This is a genomic window from Quadrisphaera sp. KR29 (genome assembly GCF_052644995.1).
In genome coordinates this window covers 18658-33945 of record NZ_JBQXXG010000012.1, presented here as the reverse complement: position 1 = coordinate 33945, position 15288 = coordinate 18658, and the positions used below count along the sequence as shown (strand labels likewise).

At 77.3% G+C, this 15288-nt stretch carries 14 protein-coding genes; 7 read left to right on the top strand and 7 right to left on the bottom strand.

Translation table 11 applies throughout. The features are described from left to right. Window positions 1-18 precede the first annotated feature (18 nt). From ACUN9U_RS12095 to ACUN9U_RS12080, 4 genes are all read left to right on the top strand, one after another. Window positions 19-1638, top strand: a complete 1620-nt coding sequence (locus tag ACUN9U_RS12095) for a SpoIIE family protein phosphatase (RefSeq protein ID WP_445485246.1) — start codon at window positions 19-21, stop codon at window positions 1636-1638. A gap of 137 nt (window positions 1639-1775) precedes the next feature. After that, window positions 1776-2096: a hypothetical protein gene (locus ACUN9U_RS12090; RefSeq protein WP_445485245.1), complete on the top strand. Its 321-nt coding sequence runs from the start codon at window positions 1776-1778 to the stop codon at window positions 2094-2096. 1 nt (window position 2097) lies between these two features. Next, window positions 2098-3417 carry a cupin domain-containing protein gene (locus ACUN9U_RS12085; protein WP_445485244.1) on the top strand — a complete coding sequence of 440 codons (1320 nt, stop codon included), beginning with the start codon at window positions 2098-2100 and terminating at the stop codon, window positions 3415-3417. Window positions 3418-3539: 122 nt separating this feature from the next. After that, a complete protein-coding gene (locus ACUN9U_RS12080; RefSeq protein WP_445485243.1) occupies window positions 3540-4406 on the top strand; it encodes a sucrase ferredoxin in 867 nt (288 codons plus the stop codon). Between the two features lie 92 nt (window positions 4407-4498). On the opposite strand, the gene ACUN9U_RS12075 is transcribed toward ACUN9U_RS12080, so the two are convergent. From ACUN9U_RS12075 to ACUN9U_RS12050, 6 genes are all read right to left on the bottom strand, one after another. Beyond that, on the bottom strand, window positions 4499-5368 hold the full coding sequence (locus ACUN9U_RS12075) for an aldo/keto reductase (RefSeq protein WP_445485242.1): 870 nt from the start codon (window positions 5366-5368) through the stop codon (window positions 4499-4501). A gap of 10 nt (window positions 5369-5378) precedes the next feature. Then, on the bottom strand, window positions 5379-6290 hold the full coding sequence (locus ACUN9U_RS12070; RefSeq protein ID WP_445485241.1) for an LLM class flavin-dependent oxidoreductase: 912 nt from the start codon (window positions 6288-6290) through the stop codon (window positions 5379-5381). A 69-nt stretch (window positions 6291-6359) separates the two neighbouring features. Beyond that, window positions 6360-7187 (bottom strand): cold-shock protein, encoded by an 828-nt coding sequence (locus tag ACUN9U_RS12065; protein WP_445485240.1) that lies wholly within the window; start codon window positions 7185-7187, stop codon window positions 6360-6362. A 144-nt stretch (window positions 7188-7331) separates the two neighbouring features. Further along, window positions 7332-8870: an L-piperidine-6-carboxylate dehydrogenase gene (gene amaB / locus ACUN9U_RS12060; RefSeq protein ID WP_445485239.1), complete on the bottom strand. Its 1539-nt coding sequence runs from the start codon at window positions 8868-8870 to the stop codon at window positions 7332-7334. Window positions 8871-8958: 88 nt separating this feature from the next. Then, window positions 8959-10383 (bottom strand): 2-oxoadipate dioxygenase/decarboxylase, encoded by a 1425-nt coding sequence (gene hglS / locus ACUN9U_RS12055; protein WP_445485238.1) that lies wholly within the window; start codon window positions 10381-10383, stop codon window positions 8959-8961. A gap of 40 nt (window positions 10384-10423) precedes the next feature. Beyond that, on the bottom strand, window positions 10424-11623 hold the full coding sequence (locus tag ACUN9U_RS12050; RefSeq protein ID WP_445485237.1) for an NAD(P)/FAD-dependent oxidoreductase: 1200 nt from the start codon (window positions 11621-11623) through the stop codon (window positions 10424-10426). Window positions 11624-11694: 71 nt separating this feature from the next. On the opposite strand from ACUN9U_RS12050, the gene ACUN9U_RS12045 reads away from it, so the two are divergent. Beyond that, on the top strand, window positions 11695-12618 hold the full coding sequence (locus ACUN9U_RS12045; protein WP_445485236.1) for a LysR family transcriptional regulator: 924 nt from the start codon (window positions 11695-11697) through the stop codon (window positions 12616-12618). A 60-nt stretch (window positions 12619-12678) separates the two neighbouring features. Next, window positions 12679-13116, top strand: coding sequence for a DUF1810 domain-containing protein (locus ACUN9U_RS12040; RefSeq protein WP_445485235.1), 438 nt, complete (start codon window positions 12679-12681; stop codon window positions 13114-13116). Here ACUN9U_RS12040 and ACUN9U_RS12035 read toward each other — a convergent pair. After that, the gene (locus ACUN9U_RS12035; protein WP_445485234.1) at window positions 13102-14679 is read right to left on the bottom strand and encodes a serine hydrolase domain-containing protein; all 1578 of its coding nucleotides are present in this window, start codon (window positions 14677-14679) and stop codon (window positions 13102-13104) included. The two genes, ACUN9U_RS12040 and ACUN9U_RS12035, sit on opposite strands and share 15 nt — an antisense overlap. 183 nt (window positions 14680-14862) lie before the next feature. On the opposite strand from ACUN9U_RS12035, the gene ACUN9U_RS12030 reads away from it, so the two are divergent. Beyond that, the gene (locus ACUN9U_RS12030) at window positions 14863-15237 is read left to right on the top strand and encodes a hypothetical protein (RefSeq protein ID WP_445485233.1); all 375 of its coding nucleotides are present in this window, start codon (window positions 14863-14865) and stop codon (window positions 15235-15237) included. Window positions 15238-15288 lie beyond the last annotated feature (51 nt).

The window sequence follows — 15288 nt, the reverse complement described above, 5'->3', positions numbered from 1 at the left end:
CCGTGGTTCGATCGGCGGGTGGTGACGGGGCACGCCGACGGGCCCGTGCCCGCGGTGCCCCCGGGCTGGTGGCAGCGGGCGCTGGCCAGCATCCCCGACCCCGTCGCGGTCCTGGGGCCGGGCTGGGAGGTGCTCTGGGTGAGCCCGGCCGCCGCCTCGGCCAGCGGGCTGCGGCCCCAGGAGGTCCTGGGCAGGGTCCTGTGGGACGCGGTGCCGGGCACCTCGACCAGCGAGGAGCCGCTGCGGCGCGCGGCGCGCACGGGGACCACCACCACGTGGGAGGCGCGGATCGGCGGCCCGCGCTGGTACGAGCTGCAGGCGGTCCCGCTGGACGGCCTGCTGCTCGTGGTCGCGCGCAGCACCGACGAGCGGCGCTCGGCGGCGGCGGTGGTGGCGGGCCTGCTGGAGCGCACCCGCCTGGTCCTGGAGGTCTCCACCGCGCTCGGGGCGGCCCGCACGCTGGAGGAGGTGGCCACCGCCGTGGTCGCGGTGGCCACCGAGAAGCTGGGCGCCGACTACGGCGGCCTGTCGGTCCTGGACCGGGCCGCCCGCCGCGTGCGGACCGCCTCGCGCGCCCAGGTCGACCCCGACGTCGAAGCGGCCTGGGCCGACCTCCCGCTGGACCACCCCGGCCCGGCGCCGCACGTCTGCCGCACCGGGCAGGAGCTGGTCTTCCACGAGCTCGCGGACGTGCGGGCGCAGTTCCCGGCCGTCGCCGCGCGCATCCAGCGCTCCGGGCTGCGCTCGGGGGTGGTGGTCCCCCTGGTGGCCGAGGACGCGGTGGTGGGGGCGCTGACCATCGGCTGGCGCGAGGACGGCAGGGTGTCCCCGGGCGTGCTGGACGTCGTACGGGCCTCCGCGGCCGCGACCGGCCAGGCCGTGCGCCGGGCGCTGCTGCTGGCCGACCGGGCCAGCGCCGCCGAGGTCCTGCAGCGCGCCCTGCTGGCGCCGCTGCCGCGGGGGCTCGACGTGGAGCTGGCGGCCCGCTACCTGCCGGCGGGCCGGCGCGACCACGTCGGCGGCGACTGGCACGACGCCGTCCCCCTCGACGGCGGCCGCCTGGCGCTCGTGGTGGGCGACGTCGCGGGCCACGACGTCGAGGCGGCGGCCGTGATGGGCCGCGCCAGCGGCGCCGTGCGCTCCTTCCTCCTCGCGGTCGACGGCCTGCCCTCGCGGGCGCTGACCGCCGCGGACGACGCCTTCCACCGGCTGGAGGTGGGCGCGCCCGCCACGGTGGTGGCCGGGGTGCTCGGGCCCCCCGGCCGCGGCGGGACGCGCAGCTGGCGCTGGGCCAACGCCGGGCACCCCCCGCCGCTGCTGTGCCCGCCCGGCGGGGACGTGCGGGTGCTCGGGCGGCGCCCGGAGCTGCTGCTCGGGGTCGACAGGAGCACCCACCGCACCGACCACGTGGTCGCCGTGCCGCCGGGCTCGGTGCTGCTGCTGCACACCGACGGCCTGGTCGAGCGGCGCGACAGGGACCTCGACGAGGGCACCGCCGCGCTGGCCGGCCTGCTGGGGCCGCTGGTCGCCGAGCACGCCGGCGCCCCCCTGCAGGTGCTCCTGGACGCCGTGCTCGCGGCGGCCCTGCCGGGCGAGGCCGCCGACGACGTCGTGGTCCTGGCCGCCCGGACCCCCTGACCGCCGGTGCCCGTCCGGGAGGCCCGCGGGGGCCCGTTCGCGGCGGGCGACGGCGCCGTGCACGATGACGGGGCACCGCCGGGCGAGCCCGGTCACGCGCCGCGCCCGACCGGGCCGGCCCTCGAGCAGGAGGCCGCATGTCCCTCAGCGACGACGACATCACCACGACCACCGGTGCGGGCGGGGCGGGCGGGGACGCCGACGCCGGCGACTCCGACAGCACCCAGGTCGACCCGGCCGGCTCCGACCCCGCGGGCGTGGACCCCGCCGGCGGCTCCGGCGGCGACGCCGACGCCGGCGACTCCGACTCCACCCAGGTCGACCCGGCCGGCTCCGACCCCGCGGGCGTGGACCCCGCCGGCGGCTCCGGCGGCGACGCCGACGCCGGCGACTCCGACAGCACCCAGGTCGACCCGGCCGGCTCCGACCCGGCCGGCGCGGACCCGGCGAACAGCTGACGTGACGGCTGAGCTCGAGCGCGAGCTGACGGCCCCGGTCCCCTCGGGGACCGGGGCCGGTCCGTCGCCGCTGGCGCGCTGCTTCGACACCACCCCCGAGCGCTTCGCCGCCGAGCGCTGGAACCGCACCCCGCTGCTGCTGCGCGCGGCCGACCGCAGCTGGTCGGCGGTGCGCGGCTTCGACGACCTGCTCTCCCCCGCCGACGTCGACGAGCTGCTCGGCCCGCGCGGCCTGCGCACGCCCTTCTTCGCCATGGTCAAGGACGGCGTCAGCCTGCCGCGCTCCAGCTACACGCGGACCGCGAACGCCGGCAACCAGCGCCTGGGCGACCTGCCCGACCCGGACGGCATCGCGAGGAACCACGCCGAGGGCGCCACCATCGTGCTCAACGCGCTGCACCGCGTGTGGCCGCCGCTGGCCGTCTTCTGCCGGGACCTGGCCGCCGAGCTCGGCTGCCAGACCCAGACCAACGTCTACGTCACCCCGCCCGGCGCCCAGGGGTTCAAGCCCCACCACGACACCCACGACGTGCTCGTGCTGCAGGTGGACGGCCGCAAGCACTGGACCATCCACCCCCCGGCGGTCGAGCTGCCGCTGCGCACCCAGCCCAGCAAGGACCTCGGCCCCGACCCCGTGGGCGGGCGGGCGCCGATCATCGACGCCGTGCTGGAACCCGGTGACGCGCTGTACCTGCCGCGCGGCTACCTCCACTCGGCGCAGACCACGGACGAGCGCTCGATCCACCTCACCGTCGGCCTGCTGGCGACGACGTGGCAGGACGTCCTGACCGACCTCCTGGCCGGGGCCGGCACGGGCGACGGCGAGGAGTCCCTGGTGCTGCGCCGCGCGCTGCCGCTGCCGGTGGAGGCCGAGGGCCCGACGGGCGTCGAGCCCGACGTCGCCGCCTTCCGCCGCGCCGCGCTGGCCTGGCTGGAGCAGCTGGACGACGCCGCCGTCGAGCGGGTCGTGGCCGCGCGGCGGCGCCAGGCGGTGCCGCTGGAGCCGGTCGGGCCCCTCGCGCAGGACCGCGCGGCCCGCACGCTGGGCCCGCGGGGAGGGGTGCGGCCGCGGATCGGGCTGAGCACCCGCGTGCGGACCGCCGGTGAGCGCGTGGAGCTGCTCGTCGGGCAGCGCACGGTGAGCTTCCCCGGCTGGGTCGAGCCGGCGCTGCGCGCGGCCCTGGCCGGGCCGACCTCGCCCTCGTCGCTGGCGGCCGGCGGGGCCGGGATCGACGTCGACGACGCGCAGGTGCTCCTGCGCCGGCTCCTGCGCGAGCGGGTGCTGGTCCCGGCGGGCGCCGCGCCGGAGGGGCTGCGCTGAGCTCCCAGCAGCAGGGCGAGCAGCCGGGTGGGGTCCTCGCGGCGTCGTACGCGCCGGAGGGCCTCACCCCGGCCGACCGGCGCTACTCGTGCGCGGCGCAGTCGCAGCTGCGCGGCGAGCCGGTGCTGGGGTCGGCCAGCCCCACCCGCGGGTACCTGCTGGTGGAGGAGCCCGGGCCGTGGGGACCCGGCGGCGTGCCGACCTCGCGGCTGGGGGAGGAGACCACCGCGGCCCTCAAGGGCGTGGCCGCCTCGATCGGGGCGAAGCTGCTGCTGGTCAGGCGCCCCGGGGCCAGCGTGCTGCGCACACCCGGCGCCAGGGGGGACGAGCGGGTGCTGATGAGGGTGTCGGTGCGCCGCGGCCGCGAGCGCGTCATCACGCGCACCTGCGCCGCCGACGACGTCGTGGCGGCCGCGGGTGCCGGCCGGGGCTGGGCGGACCTGGACACCACCGACGGCGGGCCGCTGCTCGTGTGCACGCACGGGCGCAAGGACTGGTGCTGCGCCCGCCGCGGCAGGCCGCTGGCGGCCGCCCTGGCCGAGCTGGCGCCGACGCGGGTGTGGGAGTGCTCCCACCTCGGCGGTGACAGGTTCGCCGCGAACCTGCTGTCGCTGCCGACGGGGTGGACCTACGGGCGCGTCGACGTCTCGGACGCGCCCGCCGTGGTCGCCGGCACGGCGGCGGGCCGGGTGGTGCCGCAGCTGCTGCGCGGCAGGTCGTGCGACGCCATGGTCGTGCAGGCCGCCGACGTGCTGGTGCGCCAGGAGCAGGGGCGCCAGGACGCGGCGGACCTGGTGCCCGTCTCGGCCACCCGCGAGGGCGAGGACGCCGGCGCGCCGTGGCGGGTGGTCTTCAGCGCCGCCGAGGGCGGTCAGCTGGCCGTGCGGGTGCGCCAGCGCCACGTGGACAGCCCCCAGCGCCTCACGTGCGGCGCCGCCGAGGAGCAGCACGCCCGCACCTGGGAGCTGCTGGGCGCCTCCCCCGCCTGAGCAGGCCCGCCTGAGCAGACCCAGGGACCAGCGGACGCGACGAGGGCCGCCCCCGCCGAGCGGGGACGGCCCTGGGTCGCCTGCGCAGCCCGTCAGCTGGGCACGTAGTCGAAGGTCTCGGGGTCCGGGCCGGTGCGGCCGTCCTCGCCCTTGTCCAGCGCGGTGATGGCCGCGACGTCGGAGTCGGCCAGCTCGAAGTCGAAGATCTCGAAGTTGGCCTGCATGCGCTCGGTGGTCACCGACTTGGGGAAGACGATGTCGCCCCGCTCGACGTGCCAGCGCAGGGTCACCTGGGCGGTGCTCTTGCCGACGCGCTCGGCGATCTCGGAGATCGTCGGGTCGTCCAAGACCTTGCCCTGCGCGATGGGCGACCAGGCCTCGGTCGCGATCTGGTGCTCAGCGCCGTACGCGCGGGTCTCGTCGTTGGTGAAGTAGGGGTGCACCTCGATCTGGTTCACCGCCGGGGTGATCTCCGTCTCGCGGGCCAGGCGGCGCAGCTGGTGCGGGGTGAAGTTGGAGACGCCGATGGAGCGGGCGCGCCCGTCGCGGTAGAACTCCTCCAGCACGCGCCAGGTGGCGGGGAAGTCGCCGTCGTAGAGGGTCGGCAGCGGCCAGTGGATGAGGAAGAGGTCGACCTGCTCCATCCCCAGCTCGGCGAGCGTCTGGTCGAAGGCGCGCCGCGCGTCGTCGGGGCGGTGGAAGCCGTTGTTGAGCTTGCTGGTGATGAAGAACTCGTCGCGGTCGAGGCCGGAGGCGCGCACCGCCTCGCCCACGCCCTTCTCGTTGCCGTACATCTCGGCGGTGTCGATGTGGCGGTAGCCGATCTCGATCGCCCGCCCGGTCACCTCCGCGGTGTCCTCCGGCGGCACCTGGAACACCCCGAACCCGAGCTGGGGGATGGTGCGCCCGTCGTTGAGGGTGATCGTCGGGACGGCTCCGGTCTTCTGCGTCGTGTCGCTCACGACCCACTCCCTACCCCTGGCGGGCCTGGTCCACACCTGCCGGGCGGGAGGTCCGTGCCACCGCCCCGGCGAGCCTGACGACGTCGAGCGCGTCGGCCCCGTCACCGACGGGCTGCAGCACCACCGAGGTGGCGCCGGCCTGGCCGTAGGCGCCCACCAGCGCAGCGACCTCCTCCGGCGTGCCCACCAGCGGCGCGGCGGGGCGGTGCACCCCCCAGGCGTCGGCCTCGGCGTCGATGCGCTCGCGCGCGCCCTCGCCCACCGCCGACGGGACGAAGACCACCACCTGGAAGGAGGCGTCCCCGGCGCGGCCGGTGTGCCCGACGGACTCGGCCACCTGCTCGGGCGAGGGTCCGGCGTCGAGGATGACACCGTCCGAGCGCTCCCCCGCGAGCGCCAGCGTCTTCGGCCCGCGGGCGCCCACGAGCAGCGGCGGCACCACCTGCGGCGGGTGGTCGAGGCGGACGCCCTCGAGGTGGACGTAGCGCCCGTCGGCGTCGACGCGCTCCCCGCGCAGCAGGGGTGCCAGGGCGTCGAGGTGCTCGCGCAGCAGCGTCATCGGGGAGGCCTCGCGGGCTCCCACCTGCGCCATCCAGTCCAGGACGCCGTGGCCGACGCCGGGCAGGAAGCGGCCGGGGAAGGCCCTCGCGAGGGCCGCCACCTCCATGGCCGTCAGCGCGGGGTTGCGCAGCGGCACCGGCATGAGCCCCAGGCCGACGCGCACGGTGGAGGTCCAGGCCAGCGCCAGGGCCGAGGAGGTCAGCCCCCCGGCCCAGAAGCAGTCCTCCCACAGCCACAGCTCGTGCGCCCCGGCCTGCTCGGCGGTCGTGGCGTGCTCGCGCAGCGCCTCCGGCGGCTGCTGCGGACGCACCACCACCCCGACCGCGGGGGACGACGACGGCTGAGCGGCGCTGCTGGGCACGGCGCCAGAGTGCCAGGAGGCCCCGACCGCTGGTGCGGTCGGGGCCTCCTGCTGGTGCGAGCGGTCAGCTCAGATGGGCTGCACCGTGTCGGCCTGCGGGCCGCGCTGGCCCTGGCTGGCCTGGAACTCCACGCGCTGGCCCTCGGTCAGCTCGCGGTAGCCGCCCTGGTCGGCGATGGCCGAGTAGTGGACGAACACGTCCGGGCCGCCGTCGTCGGGCTCGAGGAAGCCGAAGCCCTTCTCGGCGTTGAACCACTTCACGGTCGCCTGGCCCTCGGCGATGACGGGGCCGCCGCCGCCGCGGGGGCGCTCGCCGCCACGGCCACCAGCGCGGGGCTCACGCGGAGCGCGCGGCGGGGCCGCCGGGGCCGGGCCGAGGGCCTGGACCCAGTCGGCCTGCGGGCCGCGCTGGCCCGGGCTGGCCTCGAACTCCACCGGCTGGCCCTCGGCCAGCTCGCGGTAGCCGCCGTTGTCGGCGATGGCGGAGAAGTGGACGAAGACGTCCGGACCGCCGTCGGAGGGCTCGATGAAGCCGAAGCCCTTCTCCGCGTTGAACCACTTCACGGTGCCCTCGCCGGCAGCACCGCCACCGCGCTGGGGGGCCGGGGCGGCCTGGCGGCCGTAGCCGCCACCGCGACCGCCGCCGAAGCCGCCGCTGTCACGGCCGCCGCCGCGGGGCGCCGCCGGAGCGGAGCCCACGGGGGTGACGTCCTCGGCCTGCGGCCCGCGCTGGCCACGGCCCTCGGAGTACTCGACCGGCTGCCCCTCGTCGAGCGAGCGGTACCCGCTGCTCGCGATGGCCGAGAAGTGCACGAACAGGTCAGGCCCGCCGTCGTCCGGCTCGATGAAGCCGAAACCCTTCTCCGCGTTGAACCACTTCACTACGCCCTGGGGCATCCCACAGTCTCCGTCATCTTCGCGTACGTATCCGGTGCGCCGGTCTCGACCTGGTGCACCACTGACCAGTGTGACAGCAAAACGGGCCGCTGCACACCACCGGGCGGGTCCGGCTCCACCGGGGCACCCCGGTGGAGCGCCAGGTCAGACGAACTCCACGCCCTGCGCGAGCGGGAGCTGGCCGGAGGCGTTGACGGTGTTGGTGGCGCGGCGCATGTACGCCTGCCAGGAGTCGGTGCCGGACTCGCGGCCGCCCCCGGTCTCCTTCTCCCCGCCGAAGGCGCCGCCGATCTCGGCGCCGGAGGTGCCGATGTTGACGTTGGCGATGCCGCAGTCGGAGCCGCCCGCACCCAGGAAGCGCTCGGCCTCCTCCAGGTCGCGGGTGAACACCGCGCTGGACAGGCCCTGGCGCACGCCGTTGTTGAGGGCCACGGCCTGGTCGAAGGTGTCGTAGGTCAGCACGTAGACGATCGGGGCGAAGGTCTCCTCCTGCACCACCGCGGTCTGCGCGGGCATGCGGACCACGGCCGGCTCGACGTAGTACGCCCCGGGCGCCTCCTCGGCCAGCACGCGCCTCCCGCCGGTCACGACCTCGCCGCCCTCCTCGACGGCCTGCTCCAGCGCCGCCTGCTGCGCCTCGAACGCCGCCTGGGAGACCAGCGGGCCGACGAGCACGCCGTCGGCAGTGGGGCTGCCGATGGGCAGGCCCTCGTAGGTGGCCGCGAGGCGCTCCACCAGCGCGTCGGCCACGGAGGTGTGCACGACGAGGCGGCGCAGCGTGGTGCAGCGCTGGCCGGCGGTGCCGGCGGCGGCGAAGACGATGCCGCGCAGCGCCAGGTCCAGGTCGGCCGAGGGCGCCACGACCGCGGCGTTGTTGCCGCCCAGCTCCAGCAGCACGCGCCCGAACCGGGCGGCCACGCGCGGGGCCACCTCGCGCCCCATGCGCACCGAGCCGGTGGCCGAGACCAGCGCCACGCGCTCGTCGTCGACCAGGGCCTGGCCGGCCACGCGGTCTGCGAGCACCACGCCGTGCAGCCCCTCGGGGGCGCCGACCTCGCGCACCGCCTTCGCGAGGAGGGCGTCGGTGCCCAGGGCGCACAGGTGCGCGGTCTCGGCGGGCTTCCACACCACCGTGTCCCCGCACACCAGCGCGAGCGCGGTGTTCCAGGCGTAGACGGCCACCGGGAAGTTGAAGGCGCTGATGACCCCGACCACGCCGAGCGGGTGCCAGGTCTCGGCGAGGCGGTGGCCGGGGCGCTCCGACGGCAGGGTCCTCCCGAACAGCTGCCGGCTCTGGCCGACGGCCAGGTCGCAGATGTCGATCATCTCCTGGACCTCGCCGAGGGCCTCGGAGCGGATCTTGCCGACCTCGGCCTGCACGAGCGTGGCCAGGTGCTCCTTGTGCTCGGTGAGCAGCTCGCCCCAGCGCTTCACCAGCTGCCCGCGCACGGGTGCGGGCACGTCGCGCCACGCGGGAAAGGCCGCGGCGGCCGTGGTGACGGCGGCGGCGACGTCGGCGGCCGTGTGCTCGGGGGTGCGGGCGAGCACCTCCCCGGTGATCGGCGAGCGGCACTCGTGGGCGCCCTGCAGCAGGGCGTGGTCCACGCCGAGCGCGTCGAGCGCGGTGGCGACGTCGGCGGCGAGGGCGCCGGCGGCGGGGATGGTGCCGGTCAGTGCGGTCATGTCAGGTCCTCTCCGACCGTGATCATGGGCGATCGACCACCGCGCGGTGGCCGATCGCCCATGATCACGGCGAGTCAGCGGGTGGGGGTCAGTGGGTGAGGCGGGTCTGCAGCTGGGCGGACAGGGCGTCCAGCGAGCGCTGCATCTGGTCGGTGGCCAGCGCGATCGGGTCGAGCACGGGCTGGCCGAGGATCGCCGACAGGCGCTCGGCGTCGTACTCGGCGCCGCCCGCGCCGTCGTCCTTGGTGCCGGCGCCGTCGAGGTTGGACTGGAAGATCCCCGCCGCGCTGCGCGGCAGGAAGTCCTCGTAGACCACCGGGTCGACGACGACGGCGCCGGACTCCACCAGCGCCCGCAGCGACAGGGAGCCGTCGGCCTGGCGGGCCGGCAGCGCGGCGGCGTCGACGAGGCGCACCTCGCCGCAGGCCAGGCCGGCGAGCACCATCTCGGCCTCGGTGCGCGGGAGGTGCTCGCGCCACACGTCGCGGGCCACCTCGACGCGGGTGCGCTGGTCGCCCGCGGCGCGGCGCGCGTCGACCTCGGCGACCAGCCGGTCGTACAGGTCCCGGCCGGCCGCGGTCAGCGCGGTCCCGCGCTGCTCGACCTCGCCGAAGCGCACCCTCAGCGCGCCCGTGGTGACGGAGCCGTCGGCCTCGCGGAAGGTGCGCTCCTCGGCCAGGGCGCGGAAGGAGGTCTGGCGCAGCAGCACGTCGGGGCCCTCCCACGCGGGCGGGCCCTGCACCTCGTCGATCATCGTGATGCCGCGCTCGGACATCCGCCGGTAGAGCTCGTCGATGTCGAGCACGCGCGGGGTGAGGTGGTTGATGTGCGTGGCGGGCACTCCGCCGATGTCGGCGGCGACGGCCGAGATGCGCTCCAGGTGGGTGTACCAGGCGCGGTCGACGGGCTCGGTGGACAGCCGGAAGGCGTCGGTGGCCCGTCGCAGCAGCTCGTCGGCCTCCGCGGGCGGCAGGCCGCCCTCGGCGGCGGAGCGGTCGGCCAGGGCCAGCAGCTCGGGGGAGAACAGGCGCCGGTCCTCGACGAAGCGCTCCAGCCGCAGCCGGGTGGGGGCGTCGAAGAACCGGGCGTCGTCCACGGCGAGCAGGGAGGTGAAGACCCGGAACGGGTTGGCCGCCAGCTCCGCGGGGTCGACGGGCCGGAACGCCGTGGAGACCACCGGCACCGAGGACGCCGAGGCGTCGCGCAGGTCGTAGAAGCCGACGGGGTGCATGCCGAAGGCGGCGAAGACGCGCCCCACCCGCTCCAGCTCGCGCTCGGAGCCCACGCGGATCGCCCCGTGGCGCTCCGCGGTGACCCGCTCCAGCGAGCCCAGGCGCTCGGCGTCGGCGCCCCGGGCCGCGGCGACGTCGGCGTTGACGGCGCGGCTGACCTCCACCAGCGTCGTGTAGGCCGGCACCTCGGCCCCGTACATCTCCGCCAGCGCCACCGCGAAGCGCGCGCGCAGCTGCGCGTGCGCCACCGCGGTCGTGCTCGCCGCCGTCGTCGTGGTCATCGCTCCCACCGCCGTCCTCCCCGCTGCTCCGTCCAGCCCATCAGATGATGTGCACCTCCTGCAGCAGGGGGGCCGCCGAGGTGGGCGCGAAGCGCTCCGGGGCGAACCCCGAGACGTCCAGGGCGGGCTCGCGCCCCAGGACCAGGTCGCGCACCACCTCCCCGACCGCGGGCGCCTGCAGGAAGCCGTGGCCGGAGAAGCCGGTGGCGACCACCAGGCCGCCCAGCTCGCGGGCGGCGCCGATGAGGGCGTTGTGGTCGGGGGTGTTCTCGTACAGGCCGGCCCACCCGTCCCGCAGGCGCAGGCCGACCAGCGAGGGCGCGACGACGGCGGCGGCCGCCTCGAAGGCCGGCACCCAGGAGTCGTCGTAGGAGCGCTCGAAGCCGGGGGCCTGCGCCGGGTCGGAGATGCCGAGCAGCAGCCCGTCCGGGGAGCCGTGCACGTAGAAGGTGGTGGACAGGTCGAGGGTGAACGGCAGCTCCCCGCGCAGCGTCGCCGGCCGGGGCGCCCCGGCGGGGACGTCGGCGAAGGCGACCTGCCGGCGCACGGGCTCCACGGGCAGGTCCACCCCGGCCATCCGCCCCAGCTCGGCGGACCAGGCGCCGGCGGCCACGACGAGGTGCTCGCAGCGCACCGTCCCCGCCGTCGTGACCACGCCGGTCACGTGCCGCTGGCCGCTGCCGGCCGTGCCCGGTGAGGTCTGCACGCCGCGGACCTGCACGCCCTCCAGCACGCGGGCGCCGCGGGCGCGGGCGGCGGCCGCCCACGCGGCGACGGCCCGGCGGGGCTGGGCGTAGCCGTCCAGCGGGGAGAACGAGGCGGCGAGCAGCGCGCCGGCGGCCAGGAGCGGGTTGAGCTCGGCGGCGCGCGCGGGGCTGACGACGTCGGCGACAGCGCCCATCGAGCGCTGCAGCCGGGTGCTGGCCTCCAGGGCCGCCGCCTCCGCCGGCGTGCGCGCGCAGAACAGGTAGCCGACGCGGCGCAGGCCGATGCCGCCCGGGGTGCTCTCGTGCAGCTGGGCGTACCTCTCCAGCCCGCGCAGGCCGAGGGCGATGTTGCCGGGGTCGGAGAAGGTGGCGCGCACCCCGCCGAAGGGCTTGGCCGAGGATCCCGACCCGAGCCGGTCGCGCTCCAGGAGGACGACGTCGGCCCCCGCGGCCGCCAGCTCCGCGGCCGCGGCGAGCCCGACCGCCCCGCCGCCGACGACGACGACCTGCGCCGAGCGGGGGAGGGTGTCCACCCGCTCACTGTGGACCCGGACAGTCATCAGGCACCATCGACGGTCTCTGCCGGTCGTCGTCAGGAGCGCTGATGGGTTGGACCCTCGAGCAGCTGCGCACGCTCGCCGCCCTCGCCGACGGCGGCACGATGGCGGCCGCCGCCGCCGAGCTCGGCTACACCCCCGGAGCGGTCTCGCAGCAGATGGCCGCCCTGGCGGTCGCCGCCGGCAGGCCGCTGCTGGTGCGCGCCGGTCGGCGCGTGGAGCTCACCGACGACGGCAGGCTGCTGCTGGCCGGGGCCCGCGAGGTGCTCGCCGCCGACGAGCGGGCGCGCTCGGCGCTGTCCGCGCCCCGAGCCGACCGCCGCGCCGCCGTCACCCTCGGCGTCTTCGGCTCGGCCGCCAGCGCGGGCTTCGGGCCCACCACGGCGCTGCTGCGGCAGCGCGCGCCGTGGGTGGACGTGCGGGCCGTGGAGGTCGACGTCGAGAGGGCGCTGGAGGCCGTCGTGCCCGGCGCGGGGCCGGCCCCGCTCGACCTGGCGCTGGGCCTGGAGCACCCGGACTCGCCGTCCCCGCCGGTGGCGGGGGTGGAGTCGGTGCCGCTGCTGGTCGAGCAGTACGCCGTGGTGGGCTCCGTCGGGTCGCTGCCGCGGGAGGAGGAGGCGCGGCGCGAGGCGCTGCAGCGCGCCGACTGGGTGCTGCCGCCGCTCGACACCGCCTTCGGCAGGGCGGCGCGCACCGCGTGCGCCAGGGCGGGGGTGTCGCCCGTGGTGCGCCACACCGTGACCGACACCGCCGTCTCCCTCGCGCTGGCGGAGTCCGGGGCGGGGCTGACCCTGGCGACGCCGCTGATGCTGGCGCTGCGCCCCACCCGCTGCGACACCGCGCCGCTGCCCGACCCCGCCGGCGGTGCGCAGCGCCGCGTGGTCGCCCTGGTGCGCGCGACGTCGGCGCAGCGCGAGGCCGTGCAGCTGGTGCTCACCGCCCTGCGGGACGCCTTCGCCCACCTCCCGTGATCATGGGCGATCGGCCACCTCGGGTGGTCGATCGCCCATGATCACCGAGAGGATGGGGGCGTGTCCCCTGACCCCGCCGGCGACCCGCACGACCTGCAGCGCTTCGTCGACGCGCAGGCCGGCGGCACCTACGAGGCCGCGCTCGCGGAGCTGCGGGGCGGGCGCAAGCGCGGGCACTGGATCTGGTTCGTGCTGCCGCAGCTGCGCGGTCTGGGCAGCAGCCCCACCAGCCGGCACTACGGGATCTCCGGGCTGGACGAGGCCCGCGCCTACCTGGCCCACCCGGTGCTGGGGCCCCGGCTGCGGCAGTGCTGCGAGGTGCTCACCGGCCTCGACGAGACCGACCCCGTGCGCGTGCTGGGGAGCGTCGACGCGGTGAAGCTGCGCTCCAGCGCCACGCTGTTCGCGGCCGCCGCTCCCGACGAGCCGGTGTTCACCGCGGTCCTGGAGCACTTCTTCGGCGACGAGCGCGACGCGGTGACGTCAGCGCGCCTGTGAGGAGGTGGCCGGCGCAGGGCTCCGCAGCTCGGCCAGGGAGCCGGCGCGCAGCGGCGGGGTGACCCACCGGGCGCGCAGGCTGGCCGAGGCCGCGTCCCCGGTGAGCACCAGGCGGTGCGGTGTCTGCAGGAAGCGCACCTCCACGGCCAGGGACTCCGCGCCGCCTGCGGCGCGCACCCACCCGCCGCTGACGGCCAGCGGCACCGCGCCTCCCCCGAGCCGGTCCGGCACCGGTGCGTCCACCAGCCGCCACCCGCCCGCCGCCACCGGCACCTCCAGGGACCAGCCGGCACCGACCTGCTCGCCCGTGGCCACGGCGGCGCCGCCGCGGGCGCCGTCGGGTGCGCCCGGACCGGCCTCCTGCACGAGCAGGCGCCACCCGCGCGCACCCCGCTCGACGCGCACCTCGCTGACGGCGGCGTCCCCGGGCCTGAGCACCGCCGAGGGCGTCAGCACCAGCCCGTCCCAGGTGGGTCCCTCGGACGGCTCGGGGCCGCCGGCGGCGGGAGGCAGCGCCAGCGCGGCCAGCCGCCGCGCGAGCGCCTCGTCGGCGTCGGCGCCGGCGCCGTCCGTCCCCAGGGCGGGCAGGAGGTGCTCCCACACGGCGTCGAGCACCGCCTGCATGTCGGGGGTGTCGCTGGTGATGGCGACCACGGCGTCGTGCTCGGGGAGCACGAGCAGGAACTGCCCGAAGGCGCCGTCCCCGCGGAAGCCGTGGCGCTGGCGCCACAGCTGGAAGCCGTAGCCCTGCCGCCAGTCGACCTCGGGCTCGTGGGGCGTGGGCAGGTGAGCCCGGGAGGCCTGCTCGACCCACCCGTCCGGCAGCAGCTGGCGCCCGCCCCAGCGGCCGCCCTGCAGGAGCAGCACCCCGAGGGCAGCGACGGCGTCGGTGGTGGCGTGCAGCCCGGTGAAGCCCAGGTCGCGTCCGGCGGGGTGCTGCTGCCACCCGAAGCGCTCGGTGCCGGTGACCCCGAGCGGCCCGAGCAGCCGGGCCCGCAGGTGCTCCAGCAGCGTGGAGCCCGTGGCGCGCTGCACGGCCGCGGCGACGGCGTACGTGCACGGCTGGTTGTAGGCGAAGACGGTGCCGGGCTCCCGCTCGGGCTCGATGCCGAGGAAGCCGCGCAGCGGCTCGGCGGGGTCGGCCGCCTGGGCGCGGTCCCACGTCTCGGCGAGGTGGCCGCTGGCCATCCCGAGCAGGTGGCGCAGGGTCCACGAGCGCGCCCGCTCCCCCGCGGCGGCGTCCGCGAGCTCGGGGAGCACGTCGAGGAGCCGGTCGTCCAGCGACAGCAGCCCCTCCCCCACGGCCAGGCCGAGGGCCGTGGCGGTGAAGCTCTTGCTGAGGGAGTACAGCAGGTGCGGCTGGTCGGGCGCGTACGGAGCCCACCAGCCGCGGGCGACGACGTGGCCGTGGCGCACCAGCACCAGGCTGTGGGAGTCGATGCGGGGGTGGGCCTCCAGGGCGTCCAGGAGGGCGCTGACGCCGCGGGCGTCCACGCCCTGCGCCGACGGCGGAGCCGCCGGGAGCGAGGAGCCGGGAGCGGGGCTGGACGGCGGGGCGCTCACGCCCCGGACGGTAGCCCGAGGCGCGCTGACCGGCGCGGCGTGTCTGCCCTCGCGCCAGCAGTCACAGGCGTACCTTCAACACCAGCAACACCAGGAGCACCACCGGGAGGCAGCGCCCTCCGCCGACCCGCGCGACCCAGCACCGCCGTCACCGCCGACCCCTCAGAGAGCCAGGTGCGCCCCGTGTCCACGCCGTCCTTCATCGACAGGCTCCGCTCCCGCTCGCGCCGCCCCGGCCCGGCGCTCCTGCTCGGCGCGGCCCCGCCGCCGCTGCTCGAGACCTCCCCCGGCCCGCTGCCGGAGGACCACTGGCACGCCGGGGACCCGCGCCTGCTGCCCCCCGCCCCGGCGTCGGCGGTGCAGGACGTGCCGTCCCCGCGCCGGCCCGTCGACCGGCGGGGCCTGACCGTGGTGCCCGAGGTCGACCTGCGCGCCGACGTCGTCGACCTGCGCGGGGACGGCAGCAGCAGCACCCGCGCGGCGCCGGTGACCCCGGCGACCGCCCCGGCGCCGGGCCCCGACGCCCCGTGCAGCGAGCCCAGCACCTGGCTGGGGTGAGCCCCACAGACGGTCGCCGGCGCGGACGTCGGCACGGGCCTCGCCAGGAGC

Excerpts from the sequence above, each read along its gene's own strand:
- ACUN9U_RS12090 (WP_445485245.1), top strand. The coding sequence starts at position 1,776 with ATGTCCCTCAGCGACGACGACATCACCACGACCACCGGTGCGGGCGGG.
- ACUN9U_RS12065 (WP_445485240.1), bottom strand. The coding sequence starts at position 7,187 with ATGCCCCAGGGCGTAGTGAAGTGGTTCAACGCGGAGAAGGGTTTCGGC.
- amaB (WP_445485239.1), bottom strand. The coding sequence starts at position 8,870 with ATGACCGCACTGACCGGCACCATCCCCGCCGCCGGCGCCCTCGCCGCC.
- hglS (WP_445485238.1), bottom strand. The coding sequence starts at position 10,383 with ATGACCACGACGACGGCGGCGAGCACGACCGCGGTGGCGCACGCGCAG.
- ACUN9U_RS12045 (WP_445485236.1), top strand. The coding sequence starts at position 11,695 with ATGGGTTGGACCCTCGAGCAGCTGCGCACGCTCGCCGCCCTCGCCGAC.